21 protein-coding genes are annotated in these 21,670 nt (G+C 70.3%); 9 read left to right on the top strand and 12 right to left on the bottom strand.

Annotated features, from left to right (window positions below; translation table 11 throughout):
* The first annotated feature begins 6 nt into the window (after positions 1-6).
* From JTE92_RS08150 to JTE92_RS08140, 3 genes are read left to right on the top strand one after another with little or no spacing between them, the layout of a single operon-like run.
* The gene (locus JTE92_RS08150) at positions 7-330 is read left to right on the top strand and encodes a hypothetical protein (RefSeq protein WP_147318607.1); all 324 of its coding nucleotides are present in this window, start codon (positions 7-9) and stop codon (positions 328-330) included.
* Entirely contained in the window at positions 327-1,949 is a 1,623-nt protein-coding gene (locus JTE92_RS08145) for a PepSY-associated TM helix domain-containing protein (protein WP_063240660.1), read from the top strand. The genes JTE92_RS08150 and JTE92_RS08145 overlap by 4 nt, the downstream gene beginning before the upstream one ends.
* Entirely contained in the window at positions 1,933-2,274 is a 342-nt protein-coding gene (locus tag JTE92_RS08140; RefSeq protein WP_063240659.1) for a DUF3325 domain-containing protein, read from the top strand. The genes JTE92_RS08145 and JTE92_RS08140 overlap by 17 nt, the downstream gene beginning before the upstream one ends.
* Positions 2,275-2,393: 119 nt before the next feature.
* On the opposite strand, the gene JTE92_RS08135 is transcribed toward JTE92_RS08140, so the two are convergent.
* From JTE92_RS08135 to JTE92_RS08125, 3 genes are all read right to left on the bottom strand, one after another.
* Positions 2,394-2,723, bottom strand: coding sequence for a DUF2917 domain-containing protein (locus tag JTE92_RS08135; RefSeq protein WP_063240658.1), 330 nt, complete (start codon positions 2,721-2,723; stop codon positions 2,394-2,396).
* Positions 2,724-2,737: 14 nt separating this feature from the next.
* Positions 2,738-3,721, bottom strand: coding sequence for an alpha/beta fold hydrolase (locus tag JTE92_RS08130; protein ID WP_063240687.1), 984 nt, complete (start codon positions 3,719-3,721; stop codon positions 2,738-2,740).
* A 187-nt stretch (positions 3,722-3,908) separates the two neighbouring features.
* Positions 3,909-4,514: a TetR/AcrR family transcriptional regulator gene (locus JTE92_RS08125; protein ID WP_063240657.1), complete on the bottom strand. Its 606-nt coding sequence runs from the start codon at positions 4,512-4,514 to the stop codon at positions 3,909-3,911.
* A gap of 337 nt (positions 4,515-4,851) precedes the next feature.
* Here JTE92_RS08125 and JTE92_RS08120 point away from each other — a divergent pair, with 337 nt between their 5' ends.
* The 4 genes from JTE92_RS08120 (at position 4,852) to fahA (ending at position 10,087) form a co-directional block, all read left to right on the top strand.
* On the top strand, positions 4,852-5,241 hold the full coding sequence (locus tag JTE92_RS08120) for a helix-turn-helix domain-containing protein (RefSeq protein ID WP_084254732.1): 390 nt from the start codon (positions 4,852-4,854) through the stop codon (positions 5,239-5,241).
* A 467-nt stretch (positions 5,242-5,708) separates the two neighbouring features.
* Entirely contained in the window at positions 5,709-7,436 is a 1,728-nt protein-coding gene (locus tag JTE92_RS08115; RefSeq protein ID WP_063240656.1) for an FAD-dependent oxidoreductase, read from the top strand.
* Between the two features lie 43 nt (positions 7,437-7,479).
* On the top strand, positions 7,480-8,799 hold the full coding sequence (hmgA, locus tag JTE92_RS08110) for a homogentisate 1,2-dioxygenase (protein WP_063240655.1): 1,320 nt from the start codon (positions 7,480-7,482) through the stop codon (positions 8,797-8,799).
* A 25-nt stretch (positions 8,800-8,824) separates the two neighbouring features.
* Positions 8,825-10,087 (top strand): fumarylacetoacetase, encoded by a 1,263-nt coding sequence (gene fahA / locus JTE92_RS08105; protein WP_063240654.1) that lies wholly within the window; start codon positions 8,825-8,827, stop codon positions 10,085-10,087.
* Positions 10,088-10,105: 18 nt separating this feature from the next.
* On the opposite strand, the gene JTE92_RS08100 is transcribed toward fahA, so the two are convergent.
* From JTE92_RS08100 to JTE92_RS08060, 9 genes are all read right to left on the bottom strand, one after another.
* Complete coding sequence (locus tag JTE92_RS08100; RefSeq protein ID WP_084254742.1) at positions 10,106-10,516, bottom strand: hotdog family protein; 411 nt, start codon at positions 10,514-10,516, stop codon at positions 10,106-10,108.
* Positions 10,517-10,586: 70 nt separating this feature from the next.
* On the bottom strand, positions 10,587-11,399 hold the full coding sequence (locus JTE92_RS08095) for a beta-ketoacyl synthase chain length factor (protein WP_063240653.1): 813 nt from the start codon (positions 11,397-11,399) through the stop codon (positions 10,587-10,589).
* A gap of 2 nt (positions 11,400-11,401) precedes the next feature.
* On the bottom strand, positions 11,402-12,604 hold the full coding sequence (locus JTE92_RS08090; protein ID WP_063240652.1) for a beta-ketoacyl-[acyl-carrier-protein] synthase family protein: 1,203 nt from the start codon (positions 12,602-12,604) through the stop codon (positions 11,402-11,404).
* 49 nt (positions 12,605-12,653) lie between these two features.
* Positions 12,654-13,556, bottom strand: a complete 903-nt coding sequence (locus JTE92_RS08085) for a polysaccharide deacetylase family protein (RefSeq protein ID WP_063240651.1) — start codon at positions 13,554-13,556, stop codon at positions 12,654-12,656.
* Positions 13,553-16,030, bottom strand: a complete 2,478-nt coding sequence (locus JTE92_RS08080; RefSeq protein WP_084254731.1) for an MMPL family transporter — start codon at positions 16,028-16,030, stop codon at positions 13,553-13,555. Before JTE92_RS08080 ends, JTE92_RS08085 begins: the two co-directional genes overlap by 4 nt.
* Entirely contained in the window at positions 16,027-16,704 is a 678-nt protein-coding gene (locus JTE92_RS08075) for a LolA-related protein (protein WP_084254730.1), read from the bottom strand. The genes JTE92_RS08080 and JTE92_RS08075 overlap by 4 nt, the downstream gene beginning before the upstream one ends.
* Entirely contained in the window at positions 16,701-17,678 is a 978-nt protein-coding gene (locus JTE92_RS08070; protein WP_063240650.1) for a lysophospholipid acyltransferase family protein, read from the bottom strand. Before JTE92_RS08070 ends, JTE92_RS08075 begins: the two co-directional genes overlap by 4 nt.
* Positions 17,672-19,384 carry an AMP-binding protein gene (locus tag JTE92_RS08065; protein WP_063240649.1) on the bottom strand — a complete coding sequence of 571 codons (1,713 nt, stop codon included), beginning with the start codon at positions 19,382-19,384 and terminating at the stop codon, positions 17,672-17,674. The genes JTE92_RS08070 and JTE92_RS08065 overlap by 7 nt, the downstream gene beginning before the upstream one ends.
* 19 nt (positions 19,385-19,403) lie before the next feature.
* The gene (locus JTE92_RS08060) at positions 19,404-20,168 is read right to left on the bottom strand and encodes a COG4648 family protein (RefSeq protein WP_371136886.1); all 765 of its coding nucleotides are present in this window, start codon (positions 20,166-20,168) and stop codon (positions 19,404-19,406) included.
* A 304-nt stretch (positions 20,169-20,472) separates the two neighbouring features.
* Between JTE92_RS08060 and JTE92_RS08055 the strand changes: the two genes are divergently transcribed.
* Together JTE92_RS08055 and JTE92_RS08050 are read left to right on the top strand one after the other, a co-directional pair.
* On the top strand, positions 20,473-20,733 hold the full coding sequence (locus JTE92_RS08055) for a phosphopantetheine-binding protein (protein ID WP_063240647.1): 261 nt from the start codon (positions 20,473-20,475) through the stop codon (positions 20,731-20,733).
* 35 nt (positions 20,734-20,768) lie between these two features.
* Complete coding sequence (locus JTE92_RS08050) at positions 20,769-21,608, top strand: glycosyltransferase family 2 protein (RefSeq protein WP_063240646.1); 840 nt, start codon at positions 20,769-20,771, stop codon at positions 21,606-21,608.
* Positions 21,609-21,670: the final 62 nt, after the last annotated feature.

The following is a 21,670-nucleotide window of genomic DNA, read 5'->3' as shown; positions in this document are numbered from 1 at the left end:
ATTCCAATGAACAATAGTCCCTCATCCCTGCCGCCGCGCGGTGCCATGGGGCCGGCGCTGGCGATGACCGCCCGCGCGCTGGCCGCGCTGGCCGGCAGCTACGCTTTCACCTGGGGCGTCACCGCCGGCGGTGCCGTGCTCGGCTGGCGCCTGGGTTTGCCGCGCAGCGAAGCGGTGCTCTGGTTTTCGATGCTTGCCTTCCTGCTGTTCCCGCTGATGTCGCTATGGGCGCTGGTGGCGCGGCGGCTGTGGCGCGTGTGGCTGGTGCTTGTAGCCGGCGCGGCCATCGGCGCCGGCGCGGCGCAATGGCTCGGGGAGCGGCTGGCGTGAGCAAGACCGTGCGCAAGAACAATAGCCGCGCCGCGGCGAACAAGACCGCCGCCCACGAAGGCGGGCTGCGCCAGGCCATGACCTGGGCGCATACCTGGATCGGCGTGCTGCTCGGCGGCGTGCTGATGGTGGCCTTTTTCATGGGGTCGGTCGCGGTGTTCGACCGCGAGATCGACCGCTGGATGATGCCCGCCACGCGCATCGAGGCCGCTCCGCCGGGCATCGATATCGACACTGTGGTACCGCGCGCCGTGGACGCGCTCGCCGCCGGCAAGCCGCTGCGCGAATGGGCCGTGACGCTGCCCGAGGCGCGCACGCCGGTGATGATCGCGCGCGTGCGCTACGCCGCGGCCGGCGGACAGATCCGGCTGGCCGATCCGCGCACCGGCGCGCTGCTGCCGGATGCCGGCACACTGGGGGCGTCGTCCTTCTTTTATCCGCTGCACTACAACCTGCACCTGCGCGTATGGAACATAGGCTACTGGCTGGTGGGGCTCGCGGCGATGGCGATGCTGGCTGCGATCGTGTCTGGCGTGATCGTGCATGTGCGCATCTTCCGCGATTTCTTCACCTTCCGGCCGCGCAAGCAATTGCAGCGCAGCCTGCTCGACCTGCACAACCTGACCGGCGTGCTGGCGCTGCCGTTCCATGCGGTGATTTCGTTCTCCGGCATCTGCATCGTCTACATGATCCTGGTCCCGGCCGGCATCAACGCGCTGTACCAGCAGCCCAACACCTTCTACGAGCAGGCCCTGTCGGGCTATTCGCGGCCGGCTGCGGGCGTGGCCGCACCGATGGCGCCGCTCGGCCCGATGGTCGACGCCGCGCGCGCGCGCTGGGGCGGGGCGGCGCCGGCGGCGATCCGGATGTGGAATCCGGGCGACGCCAACGCAGTGGTCAAGATCAGCCGCTCGGTGGGCGACCGTGTCAGCCTGGCGGACGACGCCGCCTACTTCGACGGCGCCACCGGGGCGCTGCTGCACCACGCGCCGCTGCAGCCCGCGGCGACCACGCAGCGGTTCCTGACCGGCATGCACTTCATCGCCTTCGACCACTGGCCGCTGCGCTGGCTGTATTTCCTTGGCGGCCTGGCCGGTTGCGTGCTGATCGGCACGGGGCAGCTCTACTGGCTCGACAAGCGCCATGCGCGCCATGGCGAGCGCGGCGTGCGCCTGGCCGCCGCGGTTACCGCGGCCATGACTACCGGGCTGGTGATCGCGACGCTGGCGATGATGGTGGCCAATCGATTGCTGCCGGTGACGCTGCCGTCGCGCGAGTTCATCGAGGCCGGGCTGTTCTTCCTGGTCTGGCTGGCCACGGCCATCCACGCGCGCGTGGCGATGCGGCCAGGCAGCCGCACGCTGGTGCCGTGGCGGCAGCAATGCCTGGCGATCGCCGCGCTGGCGCTGGCGGCGCCGGTGTGCAACGGCATTACCACCGGCGACTGGCTGCCGCTGGCGCTGGCGCGCGGGCAGTTTGCCGTGGCGGGTGTCGATATCGCGCTGCTGCTGACCGGCGCACTGGCCCTGACGACGGCACGCCGCGTCAGGCGAGTGGAAGCGGCGCGCGCGGCGGCTGCACCAAACCTGGAGGAGGCAAAACATGCCGAACGTGCTTGACCACCTGTTGCTGATCGCGCTGACGCTGTGCGCGTATGGTGCCTTCGTGCTGTTTGCCTGCGCCACCGAGCGGCACTGGAACGAGTTGTCGGGGCAGGAAGGCGAGTTGCCGGATCGGTCGCGCCTGCGCCTGCGTGCGGCGGCCTGGGCGCTGGTTGCCCTGGGCGCCGTGGCCGCGCTGCCTGGCAACGGCGCCGGCTTTGGCGTGCTGTTGTGGGCGCTGGCGATGATGGCCGGAGCGATCGCCGTTGCCTTCACGCTGACATGGCGGCGCGGCTGGCTGCAGCCGGTCGCGCGCGGGATGCTGGCAGCGCTGCGGATCTGAGCCGGGGCCGGATGCGGGCGGAACGCCGCTCGTCACAAATAATGCAATTAACCGCCTGAAACTCCTCCCATCCGCGAACGCGCGAAGCGCTTACCTGCCGGCAACGAATGGTGCGGGACTCAGCGGTGTGTACCCGAATAGCCGGCACGTTGCGACGGCAGAAAACGAGCAAGCCAGTGCCGCCAGCCGCGCGTACCCGCCGCCCCCGTCCGGCAGCGCGTGACACGCAAGCTGGCCCGGGTGACGGCATAGAGGTCTATGGTGCCAGCCTCCGGCACCGTGAACGATTCGCTGGCGGCGAGGGAAGTGTCTTTCGGATCGCCGTCACGGATCAGCCATAGCTCGCCCTCGGTGCAGCGCACCGCGACGTGCTCGCCCGGATCGGCCACCAGCCGCAGCGAACTGCGTGCGGGCAGGGTGGCGGTCATATCGTTGCTTACCAGGAACATGATGTTCTCCGCGTTCAGTTCACTGCGAGGGCGGCGGCCGGGGCCATCTCTGTGCCCGCTTCCCTGGGCCGGACAAAGTCGGCGATCCGGCCGATCACGGCGGCGTCCTGCAGGATGCGGCGATGGCCCAGCCCCTCGGTGGTGACCAGTTCCGCGCCGGGCCAGGCGCCGGCGATCGCGGCGCCGTCTTCCCAGCGCACCTCCTTGTCGCCGCGGTCATGGATCACCAGCGTGGGCGGCACCGGACGCGAGCGCCCGATCTCCGGTACGTTGAACGCCGACCACGGCATGCCGAGCCAGCGCTCGCTGTGCCGCTGCATGCGGGCCAGGACCGCCGGCGCGATGCCGAGCTGCCAGGCCAGCGCCGCGCACGCGGCGTGCATGTCGGCCGGCGCGCCGACCAGCACCGCGGCGCGTGCCGGCAGGCCCTCACGCAGCGCCAGCGCGGTGGCCGCCCCGCCCAGCGAATGCGCCACCACGGCGTGGACCGGGCCGGCGTGCCAGGCGGCGGCCAGCAGCGAGCGCGACATTTCCAGTACCGAGGTCTGCGCCGCGCCGCGCGTGCCTGCATCCGAAGCGCCGTGCGATAGCGCATCGAAGGCGACCACCCGCATGCCGGCTGCCACCAGGCTGTCGGCCACCGCATGCCATTGCCCGGCATGGCCGCCCCAGCCGTGGGCGAGCAATACCACCGGGCCGGCATCGCCCCAACGGTAGACGCGCACGCGGCGGCTGGGCCCCTGACCGGTCACCAGCGCCCAGTCGCTGCGGGCGCTGTCCAGGAAGCGGCGGGCCGCCGACGTCGGGGCGGCGCGCGGCGGCGTGAACCAGAGGCGCTCGAGCGCACGCGCGGTGGCGGATGGCGATACCAGGCTGCCCGCCTGCCAGCGCAGCCGTTGCCAAGCGGGCAGTGCGGCGGGTCGGTTACCCGGTGCCTTGGCGACCGGCGCCGGGCCGGCGGAAGCCGCCGGGGAAGAGGAAGAAACTGCTTGCGTCACGACCTGCACCTCCAATCGGTTACTGGATTGGCGCGGCATCATCAGAGCCGGCGCAAGCCGGCGGCGCTCCGCGCGCATTTTTAAGACCGACCAGTCGTGCTTTTTTTGGTGCAAAAAAAGCGGCCGGAAGGTTGCTGCCCGCCGGCGGGATAGCGCCGGCGCCAATATCGCTTGCTGGTTTTGTCCGTCAGCCCTGCGTCGCGCCCTCGGCGGCGCGTGCCACCAGCGCGCCAAACGCGCGCCGCGCCATGGCCTCGGCATCGGCGCGGCCCAGCAGCTTGAACGACTGCTGGAACGCCATGCCGATGCCGGACAGTTCGAAGGCAAACTGGCGCGGTTCCACGCCCGTGCCGAACTGGCCTTCGTCGATCGCATCGCCCGCCACGCGTGCCACGGTGCTGTGCCAGTCCTTCAGCGACTGCACCACCAGGTCCCGGATCATGCCCGGCCGGTCGCGGTATTCCTGCCCCAGCGCCATGAACAGGCACCGGCCCTGCGTCACCGTCCCGCCCAGCCACTCCAGGTAGCCGTCGAACAGGGCCTGCAGCCGCGGCATGCCGCGTGGCTGGCGCATTGCCGGCCGCACCACGATGTCGCCAAAGCGTTCGATGGCGAGGTCCAGCACCGCCTGCTGCAGCGCCTCCTTGGACTTGAAGTGCGCATACAGGCCGCTCTTGGACATACTGGTGTCCGCTGCGAGTGTGGCCAGCGACAGCTGCTCGAAGCCGACCTTGGCCGCGGTATCGAACGCCTGCTGGATGATGGCGTGGCGGGTGAGTTGTCCCTTTTGCATGCAGAGAAGAATAGCACGACCGGTCGGTTTGTCAACGAAACCGGATGCATGGTAGTTGCCCCGACTTGCGAACTTGTGCAGCGAAGGCCATAACGTCATACGCAGGGCGTGTGACGTCAACGCGAACCGCCAAGGGTCGTTAGTTTCCTTGCGATGCGGCGATGTTGTGCAGGATGCGGCCTTTTGCCTTCCGTTTGCCGGCCGGGGCAAGAGGCGAATCGCGGACTTGGAAGAAATCTGCACAAAGTGTTTCGGCGGTTACATACGGAATGCTTTGCGTGCTCTATACTCGAATGCACGTCCGCGCACTTTTTTTCATTGGTGACTGGAGACCGACATGAACAGTACAGCCGTGCCAAGAGGCGCTAGCGAACCGTTCCGGCAACTGCGGGCGCTGCGCCGCGCGCGCAAGCTCAAGCAAGAGGACGTCGCCCGCAAAGCGGGCATCTCGCGGGAAGCCTACCTGCGGGCAGAATCGGGGCAAGCCGATCCCCGCATGTCGACATTCCTCGCTGCCTGCGAGGCGCTGGGCCTGGAAGTGGTGCTGGCCCCGCAGCATCTCGCAGCAGACGTCAACGCCTTCATCGCCAGCCGCAACGGCGGCGTGACGGCAGCCTCGATGGCCGGGCAGCCGGCCGCGGGCGGTGCGCAGGCTCCCGCCGCGGCACCGGCGCAGCAGGGCGGCGGTTTCGGCCCCGGCCCCGGCGAAGGCCACAAGCCGGTCTGATCCGGCCGCCGCCTGGCCGGCCACGTCTCCACGGGCCGACGCAGGCGGACGGCGTTCCAGACCACCATCAACCGGCGCGGCGCGGCCTCGCTCTCCGCGCCGGTTGTCATTGACCCGGGCGCTGCCTGCGCCGCCCGACGCTTCCATCACGCCGTCGCGATCCCTGCGCGCGGGGGCTTGCCTGCGTTTTTTCCACCCGGCTCCCAACCGGCTTCCTTAAGACCGCAGCGTCCCATGCCTGACGCGCGGTGACGTCGCACTTTTCCCCTTTTTCCAGTTCCGGCCTACAACTCCAGTGGGTGCGCCGCCTTGCGCATTCGCCCACGCGGGTTTGACACGCCTGTGTTGTGAGATTACGATATAGTAAATCAATTACGGAATACGTAATTCCGTAGCGAACTCACCCAGACCGGCAGGGCCCATCAAAGGGTTCCCGGGGCGCCAGTGCAGCGCCGCATGGAGACGCCTTGGACACCATCAACCCGCCACGCACCTTCGCGTACCAGCCCGGCGCCGAGCAACGCTCGCAGCCGGCGGTTGCGCATGCGATCCGCCCGGTGGCGGTGGTGGGCGCCGGGCCGGTCGGACTCACTGCGGCGATCGACCTGGCGCAACGCGGCGTTCCCGTGGTTGTGCTGGATGACGACGACACGCTCGCCGCCGGCTCGCGCGCCATCTGCTTCGCCAAGCGCACGCTGGATATCCTGGACCGCCTCGGCTGCGGCGAACGGGTCGCGGCCAAGGGCGTCAGCTGGCATGTCGGCAAGGTGTTCTTCGGCGACAAGCAGGTGTATCGCTTCGACCTGCTGCCAGAGGCCGGCCATCGCCGGCCGGCCTTCGTCAACCTGCAGCAGTACTACCTGGAAAGCTTCCTCGCCGAACGCGCCGCCGAATTGCCCGGCATCGAGCTTCGCTGGCGCCATCGCGTCACCGGCGTTGCGCCGGGCCAGGACAAGGTCGCGCTGACGGTCTCGACGCCTGACGGGGACTACGTGCTGCACGCGCGCTACGTGGTGGCCGCCGACGGCGCCCACAGCGCGGTGCGCCAGGGCCTTGGCCTGGAAAGCAAGGGCCGCGTGTTCCGCGACCGTTTCCTGATTGCCGATGTGAAGATGGCCGCGCCGTTCCCGGCCGAGCGCTGGTTCTGGTTCGACCCGCCGTTCAACCCGGGCCGCTCCGCACTGCTGCACCGGCAGCCCGACGATGTCTGGCGCCTCGATTTCCAGCTGGGCTGGGATGCCGATCCCGAAACCGAGAAGCAGCCGGAGCGCGTGATCCCGCGCATCCGCGCCATGCTGGGGGAAGACGTGGCCTTCACGCTGGAGTGGGTCAGCGTCTATACCTTCTGCTGCCAGCGCATGGATGCCTTCCGCCACGGCCGCGTGCTGTTCGCGGGCGATGCCGCGCACCGCGTCTCGCCGTTCGGCGCGCGTGGGGCCAACAGCGGCGTGCAGGATGCCGAGAACCTGGCGTGGAAGCTGGCACTGGTGCTGGCCGGACGCGCCGGCGATGCCTTGCTCGACAGCTATGCCAGCGAGCGTGAGGCCGCCGCCGACGAGAACATCCGCCACTCGACGCGTTCCACCGATTTCATCACGCCCAAGAGCGCCATGAGCCGCACCTTCCGCGATGCCGTGCTGCGCCTGGCGCGCCGCCATGCGTTTGCGCGCCAGCTGGTCAACAGCGGCCGGCTGTCGCTGCCCACGGTGCTGGGGGATTCGCCGCTCAATACGCCGGACCGCGATGTGTTCGCGGGCGCGATGGTGCCCGGCGCGCCGTGCGTGGACGCGCCGCTGCAGCGCCACGGCGACGCGCAGCCGGGCTGGCTGCTCGGCGAACTAGCCGAACTAGGCGAACCGGGCAACGACTTCACGCTGCTTGTCTTTGGCGACGGCAGCGCGATCCCGGCCGATGCGCGCCGCCGGCTGGCAACGGCCGCGGTGCCGGTGCGCCTGCTGTGCGTGGTGCCGCCGGGCCAGCCGGCTGCGCCGCAAGCAGCACTGCCCGATGGCCCGCGCCATGTGATCGACGCCGAAGGCCTGGCTGCGCGCCGCTACGACGGCCGCCCGGGCACCTGCTACCTGATCCGTCCCGACCAGCATGTCTGTGCCCGCTGGCGAACCTTTGCTGCCGAAGCCGTGCAGGCCGCGCTGTTGCGCGCCCTCTGCCTGCCAGCCAACGGCCGGATGCACTAGAAATCCCTGAACCCCGACCGACACCCGCAACGCTGACGACACCATGAACCTCACGCACACCCAGCTCGCCGAGCACGGCTACATGTCCGGCTTCGCCAACGAATTCGCCACCGAGGCGCTGCCCGGTGCGCTGCCCGTGGGCCAGAATTCGCCGCAGCGCGCGCCCTACGGTCTCTATGCCGAGCAGCTGTCCGGCTCCGCCTTCACCGCGCCGCGCGCGCATAACCGCCGTTCGTGGCTGTACCGCATCCGCCCGGCGTCGATGCACCAGCCGTTCACGCAGGTCGAGCAGTCGCGCTTCCTGAGCCGCTTCGACCAGGTGCCGCCGTCGCCCAACCAGATGCGCTGGAGCCCGCCCGCGATGCCGTCGGTGCCGACCGATTTCGTCGACGGCATCGTCACCATGGCCGGCAACGGCGGCCCGGAAGCGATGAGCGGCTGCGGCATCCACCTGTACCTGGCCAACCAGTCGATGCATGACCGCTTCTTCTACAACGCCGACGGCGAGATGCTGATCGTGCCGCAGCAAGGGCGCCTGCTGATGGTGACCGAGCTGGGCCGCCTGGAGGTCGAACCGCAGGAGATCGTCGTGATCCCGCGCGGCGTGCGTTTCCGCGTCGAGCTGCCGGACGGCGAGGCGCGCGGCTATATCTGCGAGAACTACGGCGCGCTGTTCAAGCTGCCCGACCTGGGCGTGATCGGCTCCAACGGCCTGGCCAATCCCCGCGACTTCCTGTCGCCGGTGGCCAGCTATGAAGACCGCGAGGGCGATTTCGAGCTGGTGGCCAAGTTCCAGGGCAACCTGTGGCGCGCTGCGATCGGCCATTCGCCGCTGGACGTGGTGGCCTGGCACGGCAACTACGCGCCGTACAAGTACGACCTGCGCCGCTTCAACACCATCGGCTCGATCAGCTTCGACCACCCGGACCCGTCGATCTTCCTGGTGCTGCAATCGCCGTCGGACACCCCGGGCGTGGATACCATCGACTTCGTCATCTTCGGCCCGCGCTGGCTGGCGATGCAGGACTCGTTCCGCCCGCCTTGGTTCCACCGCAATATCGCCAGCGAATTCATGGGCCTGATCAGCGGCGTCTACGATGCCAAGGCCGAGGGCTTCGCGCCGGGCGGCGCCAGCCTGCACAACTGCATGAGCGGCCACGGCCCCGATGCCGAGACCTTCGAGAAGGCCAGCGTCGCCGACACCTCGACGCCGCACCACATCGAAAACACCATGGCGTTCATGTTCGAGACGCCGGGCGTGATCCGCCCGACGCCGTACGCGGCGCAGTCGGCCTCGCTGCAGCAGGAGTACTACACCTGCTGGCAAGGCCTGAAGAAGCATTTCAACCCGAACGTCCGCTGAACCCGATAAATCCTGGAGTGAACCAATGACCGCCCCCCAAACCAGCTGGATCGACAGCGCCAACGACGGCCAGACCCACTTCCCGCTGCAGAACCTGCCCTACGGCGTGTTCTCCGTCAAAGGCCAGTCGCCGCGCGTGGGCGTTGCCATCGGCGACCAGATCGTCGACCTGGCCGCGCTCGATGACGCCGGCCTGCTGCCCGCGGCAGCAAAGGGCACGTTCGCCGGCACGACCCTGAACCGCTTCATCGCGCTGGGCAAGCCGACCTGGACCGAGACCCGCAAGCGCCTGACCGCGCTGCTGTCCGGCGAAGACGCAGCACTGCGCGACAATGCAGCGCTGCGCGACAAGGCGCTGGTGCCGATGTCCGCCGCGGCGCTGCACCTGCCGGTCGACATTCCCGGCTACACCGACTTCTATTCGTCGAAGGAACACGCCACCAATGTCGGCCGCATGTTCCGCGACCCGGACAACGCGCTGCTGCCGAACTGGCTGGAAATTCCCATCGGCTACAACGGCCGCGCCAGCTCGGTGGTGGTGAGCGGCACGACGCTGCACCGCCCGAACGGCCAGATCAAGCTGCCTAACGAAGCGCGCCCGGTGTTCAGCGCCTGCCGCAAGCTGGATTTCGAACTGGAGATGGGCTTTATCGTCGGCAAGGAATCGGCGCTGGGCGAGCCCGTCAGCACCGCCGACGCGCCGGCGCATATGTTCGGCATGGTGCTGCTCAACGACTGGAGCGCGCGCGACATCCAGCAATGGGAATACGTGCCGCTGGGGCCGTTCAACAGCAAGGGCTTCGGCACTTCGATCTCGCCCTGGGTGGTGACGATGGACGCGCTGGAACCGTTCCGCCGCGACAATCCCGAGCAGTCGCCGCAGCCGCTGGCGTACCTGCAGCAGCAGGACAGGAACGCCTATGACATCGCGCTGGAAGTCGCGCTGCAGCCGGAAGGGGCGCCCGCGCCGAGCACGATCTGCCGCACCAACTTCAAGGCGATGTACTGGACCATGGCGCAGCAGCTGGCGCACCACACGGTGTCGGGCTGCAATGTGCGCGTGGGCGACCTGATGGGCTCGGGCACGATCTCGGGCACCACGCCGGACTCCTACGGCAGCATGCTGGAGCTGACCCGCAACGGTGCCGAGCCGGTGACGCTGGCCGACGGCAGCGAGCGCGCTTTCCTGCAGGACGGCGACAGCGTGATCATGACCGGCTACTGCCAGGGCGAAGGCTACCGCGTCGGCTTCGGCACGGTCTCGGGCAAGATCCTGCCGGCGCGCTAAGGTACGTCAGTTGGCGCTTCAGCCGGCGTGCGAGCCATGCCGGGCGGCATCGAGGATCACCGCTGCCCGGCCTGACAGCAAGGTCCGGCCCTCCGCGCTGACGGTGAACGCGTACAGCACGCTGGCGCCCTCGCCACTGACGCGCCGCGCTTCGACCAGCAGCGGCGCGTCGATATCGTCCAGCCTTTCCACCAGCAGTTCGAGCTTGCGTACCGACGCCAGGTAGCCGGAGCGCGGGCGCGCAGGGCTGTCTTCCTGCGCGGCCAGCAGCGCGCCGTGCACGGCCATCGCCTGGGCCGCGTATTCGACGCCGCAGACCGCTGCCAGCCGCCCTTGCGCCCGCAGCGGGTTGTCCGCCTGCGCATGCGTGCCGGACACGCAGCGCACCACGTTTTCATCCCAGTCCAGCACGCCGTCGAGCAGGCACATCGTGCCCTGGTGCGGAATGCGCGCCGCGATCCAGTCGCGGTCGCGCGCGGTTGCGGGCAGCTTCACGGTGTCAGGCCCTGGCGGCGGTGCCGAGGCTGGCCACGTCGGCCCGGATCCGCAGCCGGTCGAGGTAATCGAGCACCACCGCGCCGGTGTCTCCGCGTGCGATGGCGGCCAGCAGCGGCAGCGCGCGCGCGGCCGGTGCCGACTTGCGCAGCGCCTCCAGCGCGGCATCCGGCATCGTATCGGCGCCGGCCTGCGTCGGCGAGACCTCGAGCTGCGCCAGCGCCTGCGGCGTCGGCTGCGGCGTCATCAGCAGCGCCACGCCGAACGGGTCGGGGATGGGCCGGTGGCTGTGCAGCGGCTCGGGGTAGCCGGTGTCGTAGGCAATCAGCAGGCAGGGCTCGGCATCGCCCGCCACCTGCAGCACGCATTCGAGCAGGCCGGCGCCAAAGCTGCCGTCCATTGCGCACAGCACGTTGGAGGTGCGCATCGCGCCGGCTGCAATTGCCCAGTAGCCGGCGGTGGCGTTGTGCACGGAGTTGTGAAAGCGCGTCGGCGACATCAGCGGGTCCGGCTCGGCCAGCGCTTCGCAGATCGCGTGGAAGTTCTGGCCGTCGGCGCTCGACGAGGCAAAGATCGTCGGCAACTGCGCGGCATCGCGGCGGCTTGCGGCGACGGCCTGCTGGCCCACGCCCAGCGCCAGGCGCACGGTCGGGCCGCTGCGCCGGCGCTCCGCGGGCGGCAGGCCAGCGGGCGGCGGCAGTTCGGTCGGCGCGTGCGTGTAGGGCGCGCGGCCCGCCAGCATCTCGCGGGCTGCGTCCCAGCCATTCATGCCCGGGCCGAGCAGGCCGATGCTTTCGATATATACGGGTTGAGGCATGGTCAGCGGGACGCCGCGTCCGCGCGCGCGAACAGCAGGCTGCAATTGGAGCCACCGAAGCCGAACGCATTGCTCATGGCATAGCGCAGCGGCGCGTCGCGGTTCACGAGCTGGTAGTTCACGCCCAGCGCCGGGTCAGGCTGCGTGGTGTTGATGCCGGCCGGCAGCAGGCCATGGCGCAATGCCAGTGCGCAGACCACGGCCTCCAGTGCGCCGGCCGCGCCGAGCGCGTGGCCGGTGGCGCCCTTGGTCGAGCTGCATGGCGTACCGGGCAGCACCGCGGCCATGGCCAGCGCCTCGGCGGCGTCGTTGCTGCGCGTGGCGGTGCCATGCAGGTTGACGTAGCCGACCTGTGCCGCGGGGATGCCGGCGCTGGCCAGCGCCTGTTCCATGGCCAGGCGCGCACCGAGTCCGTCCGGGTGCGGGGTCGACATATGGTGCGCGTCGCTCGATTCGCCGATGCCGGCCAGCAGGATGGCATCGGCATCCGGCGCATCCGGCGCGCGTTCGAGCAGGCCGAACGCCGCGCCTTCGCCAATCGAGATGCCATCGCGCGCCACATCATACGGGCGGCATGGCTGCGTCGACAGCAGCTCCAGCGAATTGAAGCCATACAGCGTGGTGTGGCACAGCGAATCGACGCCGCCCACGATGGCTGCGTCGATCCATCCTGCTTCGATCATGCGCCGGGCCGAGCCGAACACCTTGGCGCCGGACGAGCACGCCGACGAGACCGCCGCGGCCGGGCCGCCCAGGCCGAGGTACTCGCGCACGAAGCCGGGCAGGGAATAGGGGTTGTGCGTGCCGCCGTAGTGGAAGCCCGCCGGCAGCGCGCCGGTATCGGCATCGCGATGCCGATAGCCCAGTTCCGTCTGCAGCACGCCGGCGGTGCTGGTGCCGAGAAAGACACCGATGCGGTCCGCGCCATGGCGCGCCGCGGCTTCGCGCACGCGCTCGGCGAAATTGTCCGCTTCCAGCCCGAGCCATGCCAGGCGGTTGTTGCGGCAGTCGTAGTGCGACAGGTGCGTCGGCAGCGTCACCGCATCCAGTCCCGGCACTTCACCGACATAGGTGTCCAGGCGCACGTCGCCAAAGCGGCAGGGCGCCAGGCCGCCACGCCGCTCGCGCAGTGCCGACAAGGTGGCGTCTGCGCCGGTACCGATGCAGCTGGTGGCCGTGAAGTGGGAAAACAGTAGCGGAGACAAGACTTTGCGCGATTCTGGGGTTGGGCTGATTGTAACAAGCCGCGGCCGGTCAGTTTGTCGGCGACTGTCCTGTACGGCTGTCGGCATGCCCTGATTCCACCGCTTCCACCGCTTCCACCGCTGCGCGCAACGTCACGCAGCGCAGCCCCGCGCGGTCGATGGCGGCAAGCAAGTCCGGCAGCACCGTGATGCAGTGCGGATTGCCGGCGGGGTCGACGCCGGGATTGCCGTCATGCAGCAGCAGGATGTCGCGGCCTGCGAGCTTGCCGGTCAGGCGCTGCGCCACGCGCGCCGCGATGTCGCCGCAGCGGGTATCGAAGCCGCGTCGCGTCCACGCCGCCAGCTGCAGCCCGAGCCGGCACAGCACCGGCTCCAGGAACGGGTTGCGCAGTCCCGCCGGCGCGCGGAAGAAGCGCGGCGCCTGCCCGGTGATGTCGCCCAGCACCTGCTGCGCCGCGCTGATGTCGCGCAGCATCCGGCCCGGCCCGAACAGGGAGAAATGCAGCCGGTGATGCATGCTGTGGTTCTCCACCGCATGGCCGCGGCGGATGATCTCGCGCACCAGCGCCGGATGCGCCGCGGCGCGCTCGCCGATGCAGAAGAAGGTGGCGCGCGCGCCGTGCTGGTCGAGCAGGTCGAGCACGCGCGGCGTCAGCGCCGGATTGGGGCCATCGTCGAAGGTGAGCGCGACGCAATCGTGCGCCGCCGGCGGCAGCTGCAGCAGGTTGGGGCCCAGCCAGGTGCTGCGCGGCCACAGGCCGCCGGCGCACATTGCCGCATGCGTGGCCGCAATGCCTGCAAGTGCTGGAATCATGCTGCCTGGATGCGTGAGCATGGCGCCAACGCCGGCCACGTGGACCGCGGCGGCGCCGTATAACAGCGGGCTGGGGCGCCAGGGGCGGCTTGGCGGTGTGTCGCGCAAGGCGCCGGCGGATGCGGAAAACCAGTTCATGACGTACTCCCGGCCTGTCCGGTCGTGGCCGTCCCGGCGGCCGCGGGCCGCGCCAGGATCGCCGAGAACCACAGCGCCAGGATGGCGCCGGGGCCGACCGTCAGGCCGAACGCCTGCAGCAATGGCAGGCTCGACAGCGCCAGCAGCCCGAAGGCGGCCACCGTCGTCAGGTTTGCGAGCAGCAGCGAGACCAGCGTGTGCGGGGAATTGGCCGCGCCGGGCTGGCCCGCTGCCGCGCCATTGAAGAATAACGCGTAGTTCGAGCCCACTGCCATCAGCAGCAGCAGGCCCACCAGGTGCAGCAGCGTCAGCGGCTGGCCCAGGGCGGCCAGCCCGCCCAGCACGACCACCGCGGCGGCCGCCAGCGGCAGTACCGTGGCCGCCACGCGGCGTAGCGAGCGCAGCGCGATCGCCAGCAGCGCCACGATGGCCAGCAGGCCCGCCAGCGACAGCAGCAGCGCCTCGCGCAGGTAGCTGGCGTAGAGGCGGTCGGATTCGTCCTTGAGGTCGACGAACAGCGTATCGGGCACGTCGGCGCGGGCGACGGCGGCGCGCACCGCGGCGCTGTCGACGCCATCACCGGCCTCGCCGGCCTCGCCGGCAAGCGCCGAGGCAGGGGCCCGCAGCGGCAGCGTCGCGCTCCAGCGCCCGTCGCGATGCGTCAGCAGCGCATCGACCGCCAGTGCCATCGAGGTACCGCGCAGGTCTTCGCGCCGCAGCAGCGGGCCGGTGCGCGCCTGCTCGGCTTCGGCCAGGAACGGCGCGAACAGGTCGGCGCGCACCGGCTGGCTGGCGACGGCCGCGCGCAGCCGCTGCGCCAGCTCGGCAGGCGGCGGCAGGCTGGCCTGGCGCGCACGCTGGGTGGCGTCGCTGGGCAGGTAGCGCGCGGGGCTTTCATAGCCGCCGATGAAGTTTTGCGCCACCAGCGGGTCGAGTTCGTGGGCCACGTGCTCCGCGCCCTGCAGCACGCTTTCCTGGTCCGGGCCGGACAGCACCACCAGGAAGCGCACGTCGGGCGCGCCAAGGTCGGCGCGCAGCGAGGCGTCGAGCGCCTGGTCGCTCGCGGGCACCGGGCTCAGCGCGGCCAGTTCGCGGCCCCACAGCGTGCCGCGATGCGTCGCCAGCACGGCGCTAGCCGCGACCACCAGCAACAGCACCAGCCAGCGCAGCCGGTGGGCGCGCTCGGCCAGCCATGCCAGACGGCGCCCCAGCGGCGTCACGTCGCGCAGATGCAGCGTGGCAGGCACCAGCTGCGGCAGCACGAAGCGCGTCACCAGCGCCGCTGTCGCGAGCCCTACCGTGGAATACAGGCCAAGCTGCGCCAGTCCCGGAAAGCCCGACAGCAGCAGCGAGGCAAAACCGCAGACCGAGGTCAGCACGCCCAGCCGCACCGTGGGCCAGAATCCGCCCAGCCAGGCGCGGTTGTCGCGCACGCCGTTGCGCGTATATTGCGCCGACTGCACGAACAGGTAGATCGAATAGTCGACCGCCTCGCCGATCAGCGTGGTGCCGAAACCCAGCGTCAGCCCATGCACGGTCCCGCCGAAACCCAGGCTGACCGCCGCGATGCCGGCCAGCGCGCCGCTCAGTACCGGCACCAGCCCCAGCACCAGCAGCGGCACCGACCGGTAGACCGCCAGCAGCAGCGTAACGATGGTGGCCACGCCGATGGTCGACAGGCGCTCGACGTCGTGCCGGATGGTGTCGCGCGACTTGACGGAGAAGACGCCGGGGCCCGTCATCGCGAGCTGGTAGGGGCCGTTCGCCGCGGCCTTGGCAAAGGCATCGCGGATGGCGTCGATGGCCTGCGCCTGCGCGTCCGTATCCGAACCCGCGGCCGCGCTCTGCGCCAGCAGCACCGCGCGCTTGCCGTCGCGCGAGGCCCAGGCGCCGGCATGCAGCGGGGGGCGCTGGCCGGCGTCGAGCTGCGTCAGCATCGCCGCGACCTCGCCGGTGGGGTCGCGCGGCAGCAGCGCCTTGGTGAAGAGGCCCGCGGACGAGGCCAGCAGCGCGAACGAATCGTTCACGGCGCGCGCCAGTCCGTGCTCGCTGAAGCGCTCCGGCGTCACCGTCGGGCTGAGCAGGTAGCGATGTCCGTAGACGTACTTCCGGTCGGCGTCCTGGTTCAGCGGCTCGCCGTTCTGGATCGCGGTGAAGCGCGGATCGCGCCGCAACTGCGCCGCCATCGCGTGCGAGACCGCGGCGCGGCCATCGGCGTCGCCGCCTTCGATGCCGACCAGGACCAGCCGCGATACCAGCCCGTCGCGCAGTTGGCTGACCAGCAACTGCTGCTCGGCGCTGGGCAGCCGCGGCAGGAAGGCGGAGAGGTCCGCGGTGAAGCTGGTGCGGCCGATGACCGCGGCGCACGCCAGCAGCGCGACCAGCCACAGCGCCAGCGCCAGGCGCGCGCCGGGCAGCGTGAAGCGCCGCGGGGCCGAGGGGGGCGAGGGTGGCGTACCGGGGGCTGCGCTCATGGGCGGCCGGCGGGGCGGATGGTCATGACAGAGCGGTCGCCGTCGGCCTGGCGGATCTCGACGCGGGTCAGCGCATCCTGGCGGCCGTCGATGCGCACCTGGCTGACCACCGCCGCCATGCGCGAATCCACCGGCGTCAGCGTCAGCGTCCAGCGGCTGGCGCGGCCTTCGAGGCCGAGCTTGTAGTAGCGCTCCAGCGTATGGCGGTTGCCGGCAAGCGTGCCGCGGATGCTTTCGATAAAGGCCGCCAGCTCGGGGTAGTTCTGCAGCGGCATGGTGAAGCGCTTGCCGTCGCGGTCCACCGTCATCATGTCGCCGTCGAGCACCATGCTCTCGGCCTTGGGCGATACGGTGCGCTTTTCCAGGTGGTCGGGCGCGGTAAAGACCAGTTCGCCGGAGGACTGCACGGGCTTGGCCAGCATCGCCAGGTACTTGGTCTCGGTGAAGCGGACCCGGCCGGATTTGCGCTGCGCCAGCGTGGACATCAGCTGGTCGACGCCGAAGGCGGGCGCGGCCTGTCCCATGGCAGGCGCAGGCGGTGCGGCGGCGCTGCCTGGCACCGAGAAGCCGAACGCAGCGCATGCCAGCAACAACAGCTGCAGCGGGCGGGCCAGGCGCCGGACGGAACCGATCGGATCAGTGTCGAAGGTTTTCAAGACGCTCAGGGGGCTCATGGCTCGTTGCCCGGCGGCGGCTGCTCCGACAGCGGCGGGCCGGCGTGCCAGAAGTCATAGAAGTTGAACCAGTTGTAGGGCGCCTTGCGGCTGAATCGCTCCAGCAGGCGCACATAACCGTCCAGTGCCGACTGCACCGCGGCTTCGCGCTGGCCGCGCGCGGTTTGCGAGAAGTCCGCCAGCGGCACGAAATGGACATCGTAGCGGTTGCCGCCGCGATACAGGCCGGTGATGAAGAACACCGGCCGGCGCAGCATGGCGGCCATGCGCAGCGGCCCGGTCGGGAAGCCGGTGGGCGCGCCGAGGAAGTCGCATTGCTGCACCGGATCGGTGGCGCGCTGCGACAAGGTGCGGTCGGCCAGCATGCCGATCATGTAGCCACGGTCGAGGTAGTCGCGCACGCGCAGCATGGTGTCGAAGCGGCCCAGCGCGATCACGTCCTGGCGCATGGCGGGGTTGATCGACTGCAGCACGTCGTTGAGCTTGTGCGCGTTTTCCTCATACATGGTAATGGCGACTTCCATGTCCGGATGCTGCCGGCCGAGCGCGCGCACGACCTCGAAGCTGCCCAGGTGCGCGCCCAGCAGGATCGCGCCGCGGCCGCGCGCCATCGCGGCTTCGAGCAGGCCCTCGCCATGGAGGCGGATGTCGAACAGGTCGAAGCGGCCGTTGAGCAGGTAGATGCGGTCGTGGATGGTCGAGGCAAAGGTGAACACATGGCGGTAGCCGTCGATCCAGTTGGCCTCGCGGCCCAGCGCGCGGTCCAGGTAGGCGCGCGAGGCATGGCGCGCCGCCGGCGAGAACAGCGTGAAATAGGCCGCGATCAGGCGCAGCACCACGCGCCCGGCCGGGCGTCCCAGTGCCAGCGAGATCCACGTCATGATGCGCAGCAGCGGGATGTTGCTGCGCTCCTTGCGCCGGGACCAGTCGGTGGTCTCCACCGGCGCGTGCCGTTTCCACAGCCAGGTCAGCATGGCGCGCCCTCCGCTGCGCACGCGCGCAGTTGCAAGGTGCCGCTGGCCACTTCGCGTCCGGCACTGCGTAGTGTGATGCGCAAGCGTTCGCTGCCATCCGTCGCCGGCCCGGCGTCGTGTTCGATCTCCACCCGCTCGCCCGGGCGCACCGGGCTCAGGAACTTGATCGCCCCGGCCTGCGCGGGCACCAGCGGCCGCCCCAGCGCCGACCCGAGCGCCAGCAGGGCGTGGTCGAGCAGCACCACGCCGGGCACGATCGGATTGCCGGGGAAATGGCCGGCCATGGCGGGGTGGCCGGCGTCGATGACGAAGGCGGGGAGGGCGGGTGCGGCACCGCGCGCACGGGACAACTCCGCCACCAGCGCCGCCAGCGCGTCGCGCGGCAGCTTGCCGGCGGCATTGCGCGGCAGGCGTTCGGCGAACAGCAGCGGGCGCGGCAGGAAGGCGGGGTCGATGCGCTCGCGCAGCGCCTGCAGGATCGCCGCCGATGTCGCGCCCGGCGCGACGACGACCGCCACCAGCCGTACCACGTGACCCTGGGCATCGCCTTCGTGGCTGTCGCCGGGCATGAAGAAGGCGCCGTCCTGCACGCCGTCGACGGCATTGAGCTGGTGCTCAAGGTAGGCCAGCGAGGTGCGCTTGCCGGCGATATTGAGCAGGTCGCCCTTGCGGCCGTGCAGCAGGAAGTGGCCGGCATCCAGCGCTTCGATGGCATCGCCGAGCGCCACCGGCTGCTCGACATGCCCGCCCTCGGCCCATGTCATGGTGTCTGCATCGCCGTCCGTTGTACGCGGCTGTAGCCGGACGCCGGGCACCAGCGTCCAGATGTCTTCCTGCGCGGTGCGGCGGGTGGCAAGCTGGCCGGTCTCGGTGCTGCCGTAGATTTCACGCAGCGGGCCGTGGAACAGGGCTTCCGCCGCGGCGGCGAGCTCGCGGCCGAGCGGCGCCGTGGCGCACAACAGCAGGTCGGCGGCCGGCATGGCCATGTCCGCCTGCACCAGTGTGCGCAGGTGCACCGGCGAGCTGACCAGCGCGCGCGGTGCTGGCACCGCGGCCAGTGCGTCGCGGACGTCGGCCGGGTAGAACGCCGGCGCCGACGCCAGTGCGGCACCGCCCTGCAGCGCCAGCATGACGGTGGCCTCCAGGCCGAACATATGCTGCGGCGGCACGGTGCCGACCAGGGTCCATGCGCGCCCGTCGCACAGGCCCAGCCGTTGCGCCGCGGCACGCGCGCCGCGGGCCATCGCGCCCCACGTCTTGCGGTGCGGCACCGGGGTCCCGGTCGAGCCGGAGGTGAAGACGTAGGCCAGGACGCGGTCGGCAGGGATCGAAGGCACGTCGGGGCATGCGCTCGCATCTGCGGCGGCGACGCCCTGGTGATAGTCGAACACCGGCATTGCCATTGCCGCGGCCGGCTGGTCCCGCAGGCAAAACACGTCCGGTGCGAACGCACGGAGCTGGCGCACCGTCTCGGGGGTTTGCGACGACGGCAGCAGCGTGGCCTTGCCCCGCAGCAGCGCCGCGCACAGGCCCACGGTGAAGCGGTAGCGGTCGGCGCAGGCGTTGAAGACGTGGTCCCCGGCCGGCAGCGCGGCGGCCAACAGCGCCACGTCGGCCAGGAACTGGCGCACGGTGACGGGCCGGCCCTGTACCCACGCCAGCAGGGCGGCAGGGGACGTGTGCGCGATGAGCGGAATCTCGGTCATGGCGGAACTGGGGCGCGCCTCAGCGCGGCATCCCGGTGCGCGCCGGTGCCACGGCCCGGGCCGCCCGGGCCGCCCGGGCTGCCATCACGGCGCGATAGCCGTGCACCGCATCCAGCAGGCCGCCGTGGCGCATGCCGGGGAAGGCGATGCGGCGGCAAGCCGCTTCGGCAGCAAACATCGCGGCGATCAGCAAGGGCGTGCCGAGGTTGGCGAAGTTCGACCACGTCGCCACCGGCGCGAGCACGAACATCAGCGTCGAGGCGCCTGCCATGGCCGCGAAGAACAGGGTCCAGGCCTGCGTCACGCGCCGTGCATAGCGGGCGTGCGACGGCGTCAGTTCGCCGTGCAGCGCGGCGGCGATCTGCGCACACAGCGGCGTGCGGCCGGCACGCAGGGTCAGGCCGAACATCAGGCCGAGCGCAACGTTGACGCCGGCGTGCTGCATCAGGTAAGTCCAGCCGAAATGGTGCGACAGCGGCGCACGCCAGAGCCAGAGCGCAGCGCATGCTGCAAACAGGGCGAACAGCGCCGGCCTTCGTCCGGCCGTGCGCAGCGCGGCCAGGAAACCGATGGCCAGGAACGGGAGGGCACCAAGAAACAATGCGGCGACTTCGGCTCCCGGGCGATGGGCGGCATAATGCAGACCGCATTCATAGGCGACGAACGCGGCGACCCCGAACATCCATCCCCGCCCGGCGGCCGCGGGTGTTGCCTGTGGCCTGGTGGCGATCGGCCGGTCCTGGGCGGACCGGGTGTGGCGGAAGGAAGATTGGCTCGAGGACATCTTAGTCGTTATCATGTGTGGCAAGCGGCGCTTTCGTCAGCAGGCCTGGCAGCAGGCCTGGCAACAGGCCTGGAATCGGCGAAACCCAAGGCCCGCGAGTATGCGCAAGGCTGCGAAGCGAACGCTTTATACCTTAAAAGACCCGCTACGCGGTGCCAGGATTCCCCAAAGCCCGGTTGATGTTGTTACCAAACTTCTCTCGGCTGGCCCGCCATCGGGGCCTTTGGTAGCATCGGCTGGCCTCCATGGCGCGCCTTGACGATCCGGCCCCGGCTGCGTCCCGCGGCGGCCCCTCTGCTGCAACATGACCGAACTCGAAACCGAACTCGCCCGCCTGATCATCGACGAACTCGACATCGCAGACCTGCGACTGGAAGACGTCACTGCCGACACGCCGCTGTACGGCGAAGGCTTCGGGCTGGACTCCATCGACATCCTGGAGATTGCCTTGCTGGTATCGCGCAAGTACGGAGTCGAACTGCGTTCGGACAATCCCGACAACAAGACCATCTTCGCCTCGCTCGGCAGCCTCGCGGCCTACGTCGCGGCGCAGCGCGCCGGCTGAGCCCGCTACCCGCCACCCGGGATCCGGAGCGCGACATGCCCCAGCATGCCACGCCACGCCCGGCGCCGGCTCCTGAGGCCGGCCCTGCGCAGCGGCAGCGGTCCCACCTGGTGCTGATCCCCAGCTACAACCCCGGCATGCGCCTGCACGGCACGCTGCAGGCCGCGCGCGCTGCCTGGGCGCCGGTATGGGTAGTGGTCGACGGCAGCACCGACGGCAGCGATCGCTGGTTGCAGGCCGAGGCCGAGGGTGCCGGCCCGGCGCTGCGCGTGCTGACGCTGCCCAGCAACCAGGGCAAGGGCGCGGCCGTGCTGCATGGCATCGAAGCCGCGGCGGCCGAGGGTTTCACCCATGTGCTGGTCATGGATGCGGACGGCCAGCACCCTGCCCAGCTGATCGGCGAGTTCATGGCCATCTCGCAGCGCGAGCCGGACGCGATGGTGCTGGGCCGGCCGGTATTCGACGCCAGCGCGCCCCGCGAACGGGTCTACTGGCGGCGCATGTCCAATTTCTGGGCCGATGTCGAGACGCTATGGGCCGGGATCGGCGATTCTCTGTACGGCTTCCGCGTCTACCCGATCGCGCCGCTGCGCGCAGTGATGCGCGAGACGCGCTGGATGCGGCGCTTCGATTTCGATCCCGAAGCGGCGGTGCGCCTGTGCTGGCGTGGTGTCCGCCCCATCAACGTGGCCGCACCGGTCCGCTACTATGCGCGGGGCGAAGGCGGCGTCTCGCACTTCCGCTACCTGCGTGACAACCTGCTGCTGACCGGGATGCACCTGCGGCTGCTGGCAGGTTGCGTGGTGCGGCTGCCGGCGCTGCTGTGGCGGCGCTTGCGGCCTGCCGGCAAGGCGGCGCCCCGGCACCCGCGCTGAGCACGGGCGGTCGGGCAAAGCAAGGAAGGCCGCGCAATGCGGCCTTCCTGCCTTCCTGCCTT

The organism is Cupriavidus oxalaticus, assembly GCF_016894385.1.
In the GTDB taxonomy this organism is placed as follows: Bacteria; Pseudomonadota; Gammaproteobacteria; order Burkholderiales; family Burkholderiaceae; genus Cupriavidus; species Cupriavidus oxalaticus.
The sequence above is the reverse complement of the archived record's forward strand: the minus strand, read 5'-3'. Positions and strand labels throughout refer to the sequence as shown.

Bases quoted from the DNA above. Each gene is read 5' to 3' on its own strand.
- JTE92_RS08080 (WP_084254731.1), bottom strand. From the start codon at position 16,030: ATGAGCGCAGCCCCCGGTACGCCACCCTCGCCCCCCTCGGCCCCGCGG.
- JTE92_RS08135 (WP_063240658.1), bottom strand. From the start codon at position 2,723: ATGTTCCTGGTAAGCAACGATATGACCGCCACCCTGCCCGCACGCAGT.
- fahA (WP_063240654.1), top strand. From the start codon at position 8,825: ATGACCGCCCCCCAAACCAGCTGGATCGACAGCGCCAACGACGGCCAG.
- JTE92_RS08125 (WP_063240657.1), bottom strand. From the start codon at position 4,514: ATGCAAAAGGGACAACTCACCCGCCACGCCATCATCCAGCAGGCGTTC.
- JTE92_RS08065 (WP_063240649.1), bottom strand. From the start codon at position 19,384: ATGACCGAGATTCCGCTCATCGCGCACACGTCCCCTGCCGCCCTGCTG.
- JTE92_RS08140 (WP_063240659.1), top strand. From the start codon at position 1,933: ATGCCGAACGTGCTTGACCACCTGTTGCTGATCGCGCTGACGCTGTGC.
- hmgA (WP_063240655.1), top strand. From the start codon at position 7,480: ATGAACCTCACGCACACCCAGCTCGCCGAGCACGGCTACATGTCCGGC.
- JTE92_RS08050 (WP_063240646.1), top strand. From the start codon at position 20,769: ATGCCCCAGCATGCCACGCCACGCCCGGCGCCGGCTCCTGAGGCCGGC.
- JTE92_RS08075 (WP_084254730.1), bottom strand. From the start codon at position 16,704: ATGAGCCCCCTGAGCGTCTTGAAAACCTTCGACACTGATCCGATCGGT.
- JTE92_RS08150 (WP_147318607.1), top strand. From the start codon at position 7: ATGAACAATAGTCCCTCATCCCTGCCGCCGCGCGGTGCCATGGGGCCG.
- JTE92_RS08060 (WP_371136886.1), bottom strand. From the start codon at position 20,168: ATGTCCTCGAGCCAATCTTCCTTCCGCCACACCCGGTCCGCCCAGGAC.
- JTE92_RS08095 (WP_063240653.1), bottom strand. From the start codon at position 11,399: ATGCCTCAACCCGTATATATCGAAAGCATCGGCCTGCTCGGCCCGGGC.
- JTE92_RS08085 (WP_063240651.1), bottom strand. From the start codon at position 13,556: ATGAACTGGTTTTCCGCATCCGCCGGCGCCTTGCGCGACACACCGCCA.
- JTE92_RS08070 (WP_063240650.1), bottom strand. From the start codon at position 17,678: ATGCTGACCTGGCTGTGGAAACGGCACGCGCCGGTGGAGACCACCGAC.
- JTE92_RS08055 (WP_063240647.1), top strand. From the start codon at position 20,473: ATGACCGAACTCGAAACCGAACTCGCCCGCCTGATCATCGACGAACTC.
- JTE92_RS08120 (WP_084254732.1), top strand. From the start codon at position 4,852: ATGAACAGTACAGCCGTGCCAAGAGGCGCTAGCGAACCGTTCCGGCAA.
- JTE92_RS08100 (WP_084254742.1), bottom strand. From the start codon at position 10,516: ATGTGCCTGCTCGACGGCGTGCTGGACTGGGATGAAAACGTGGTGCGC.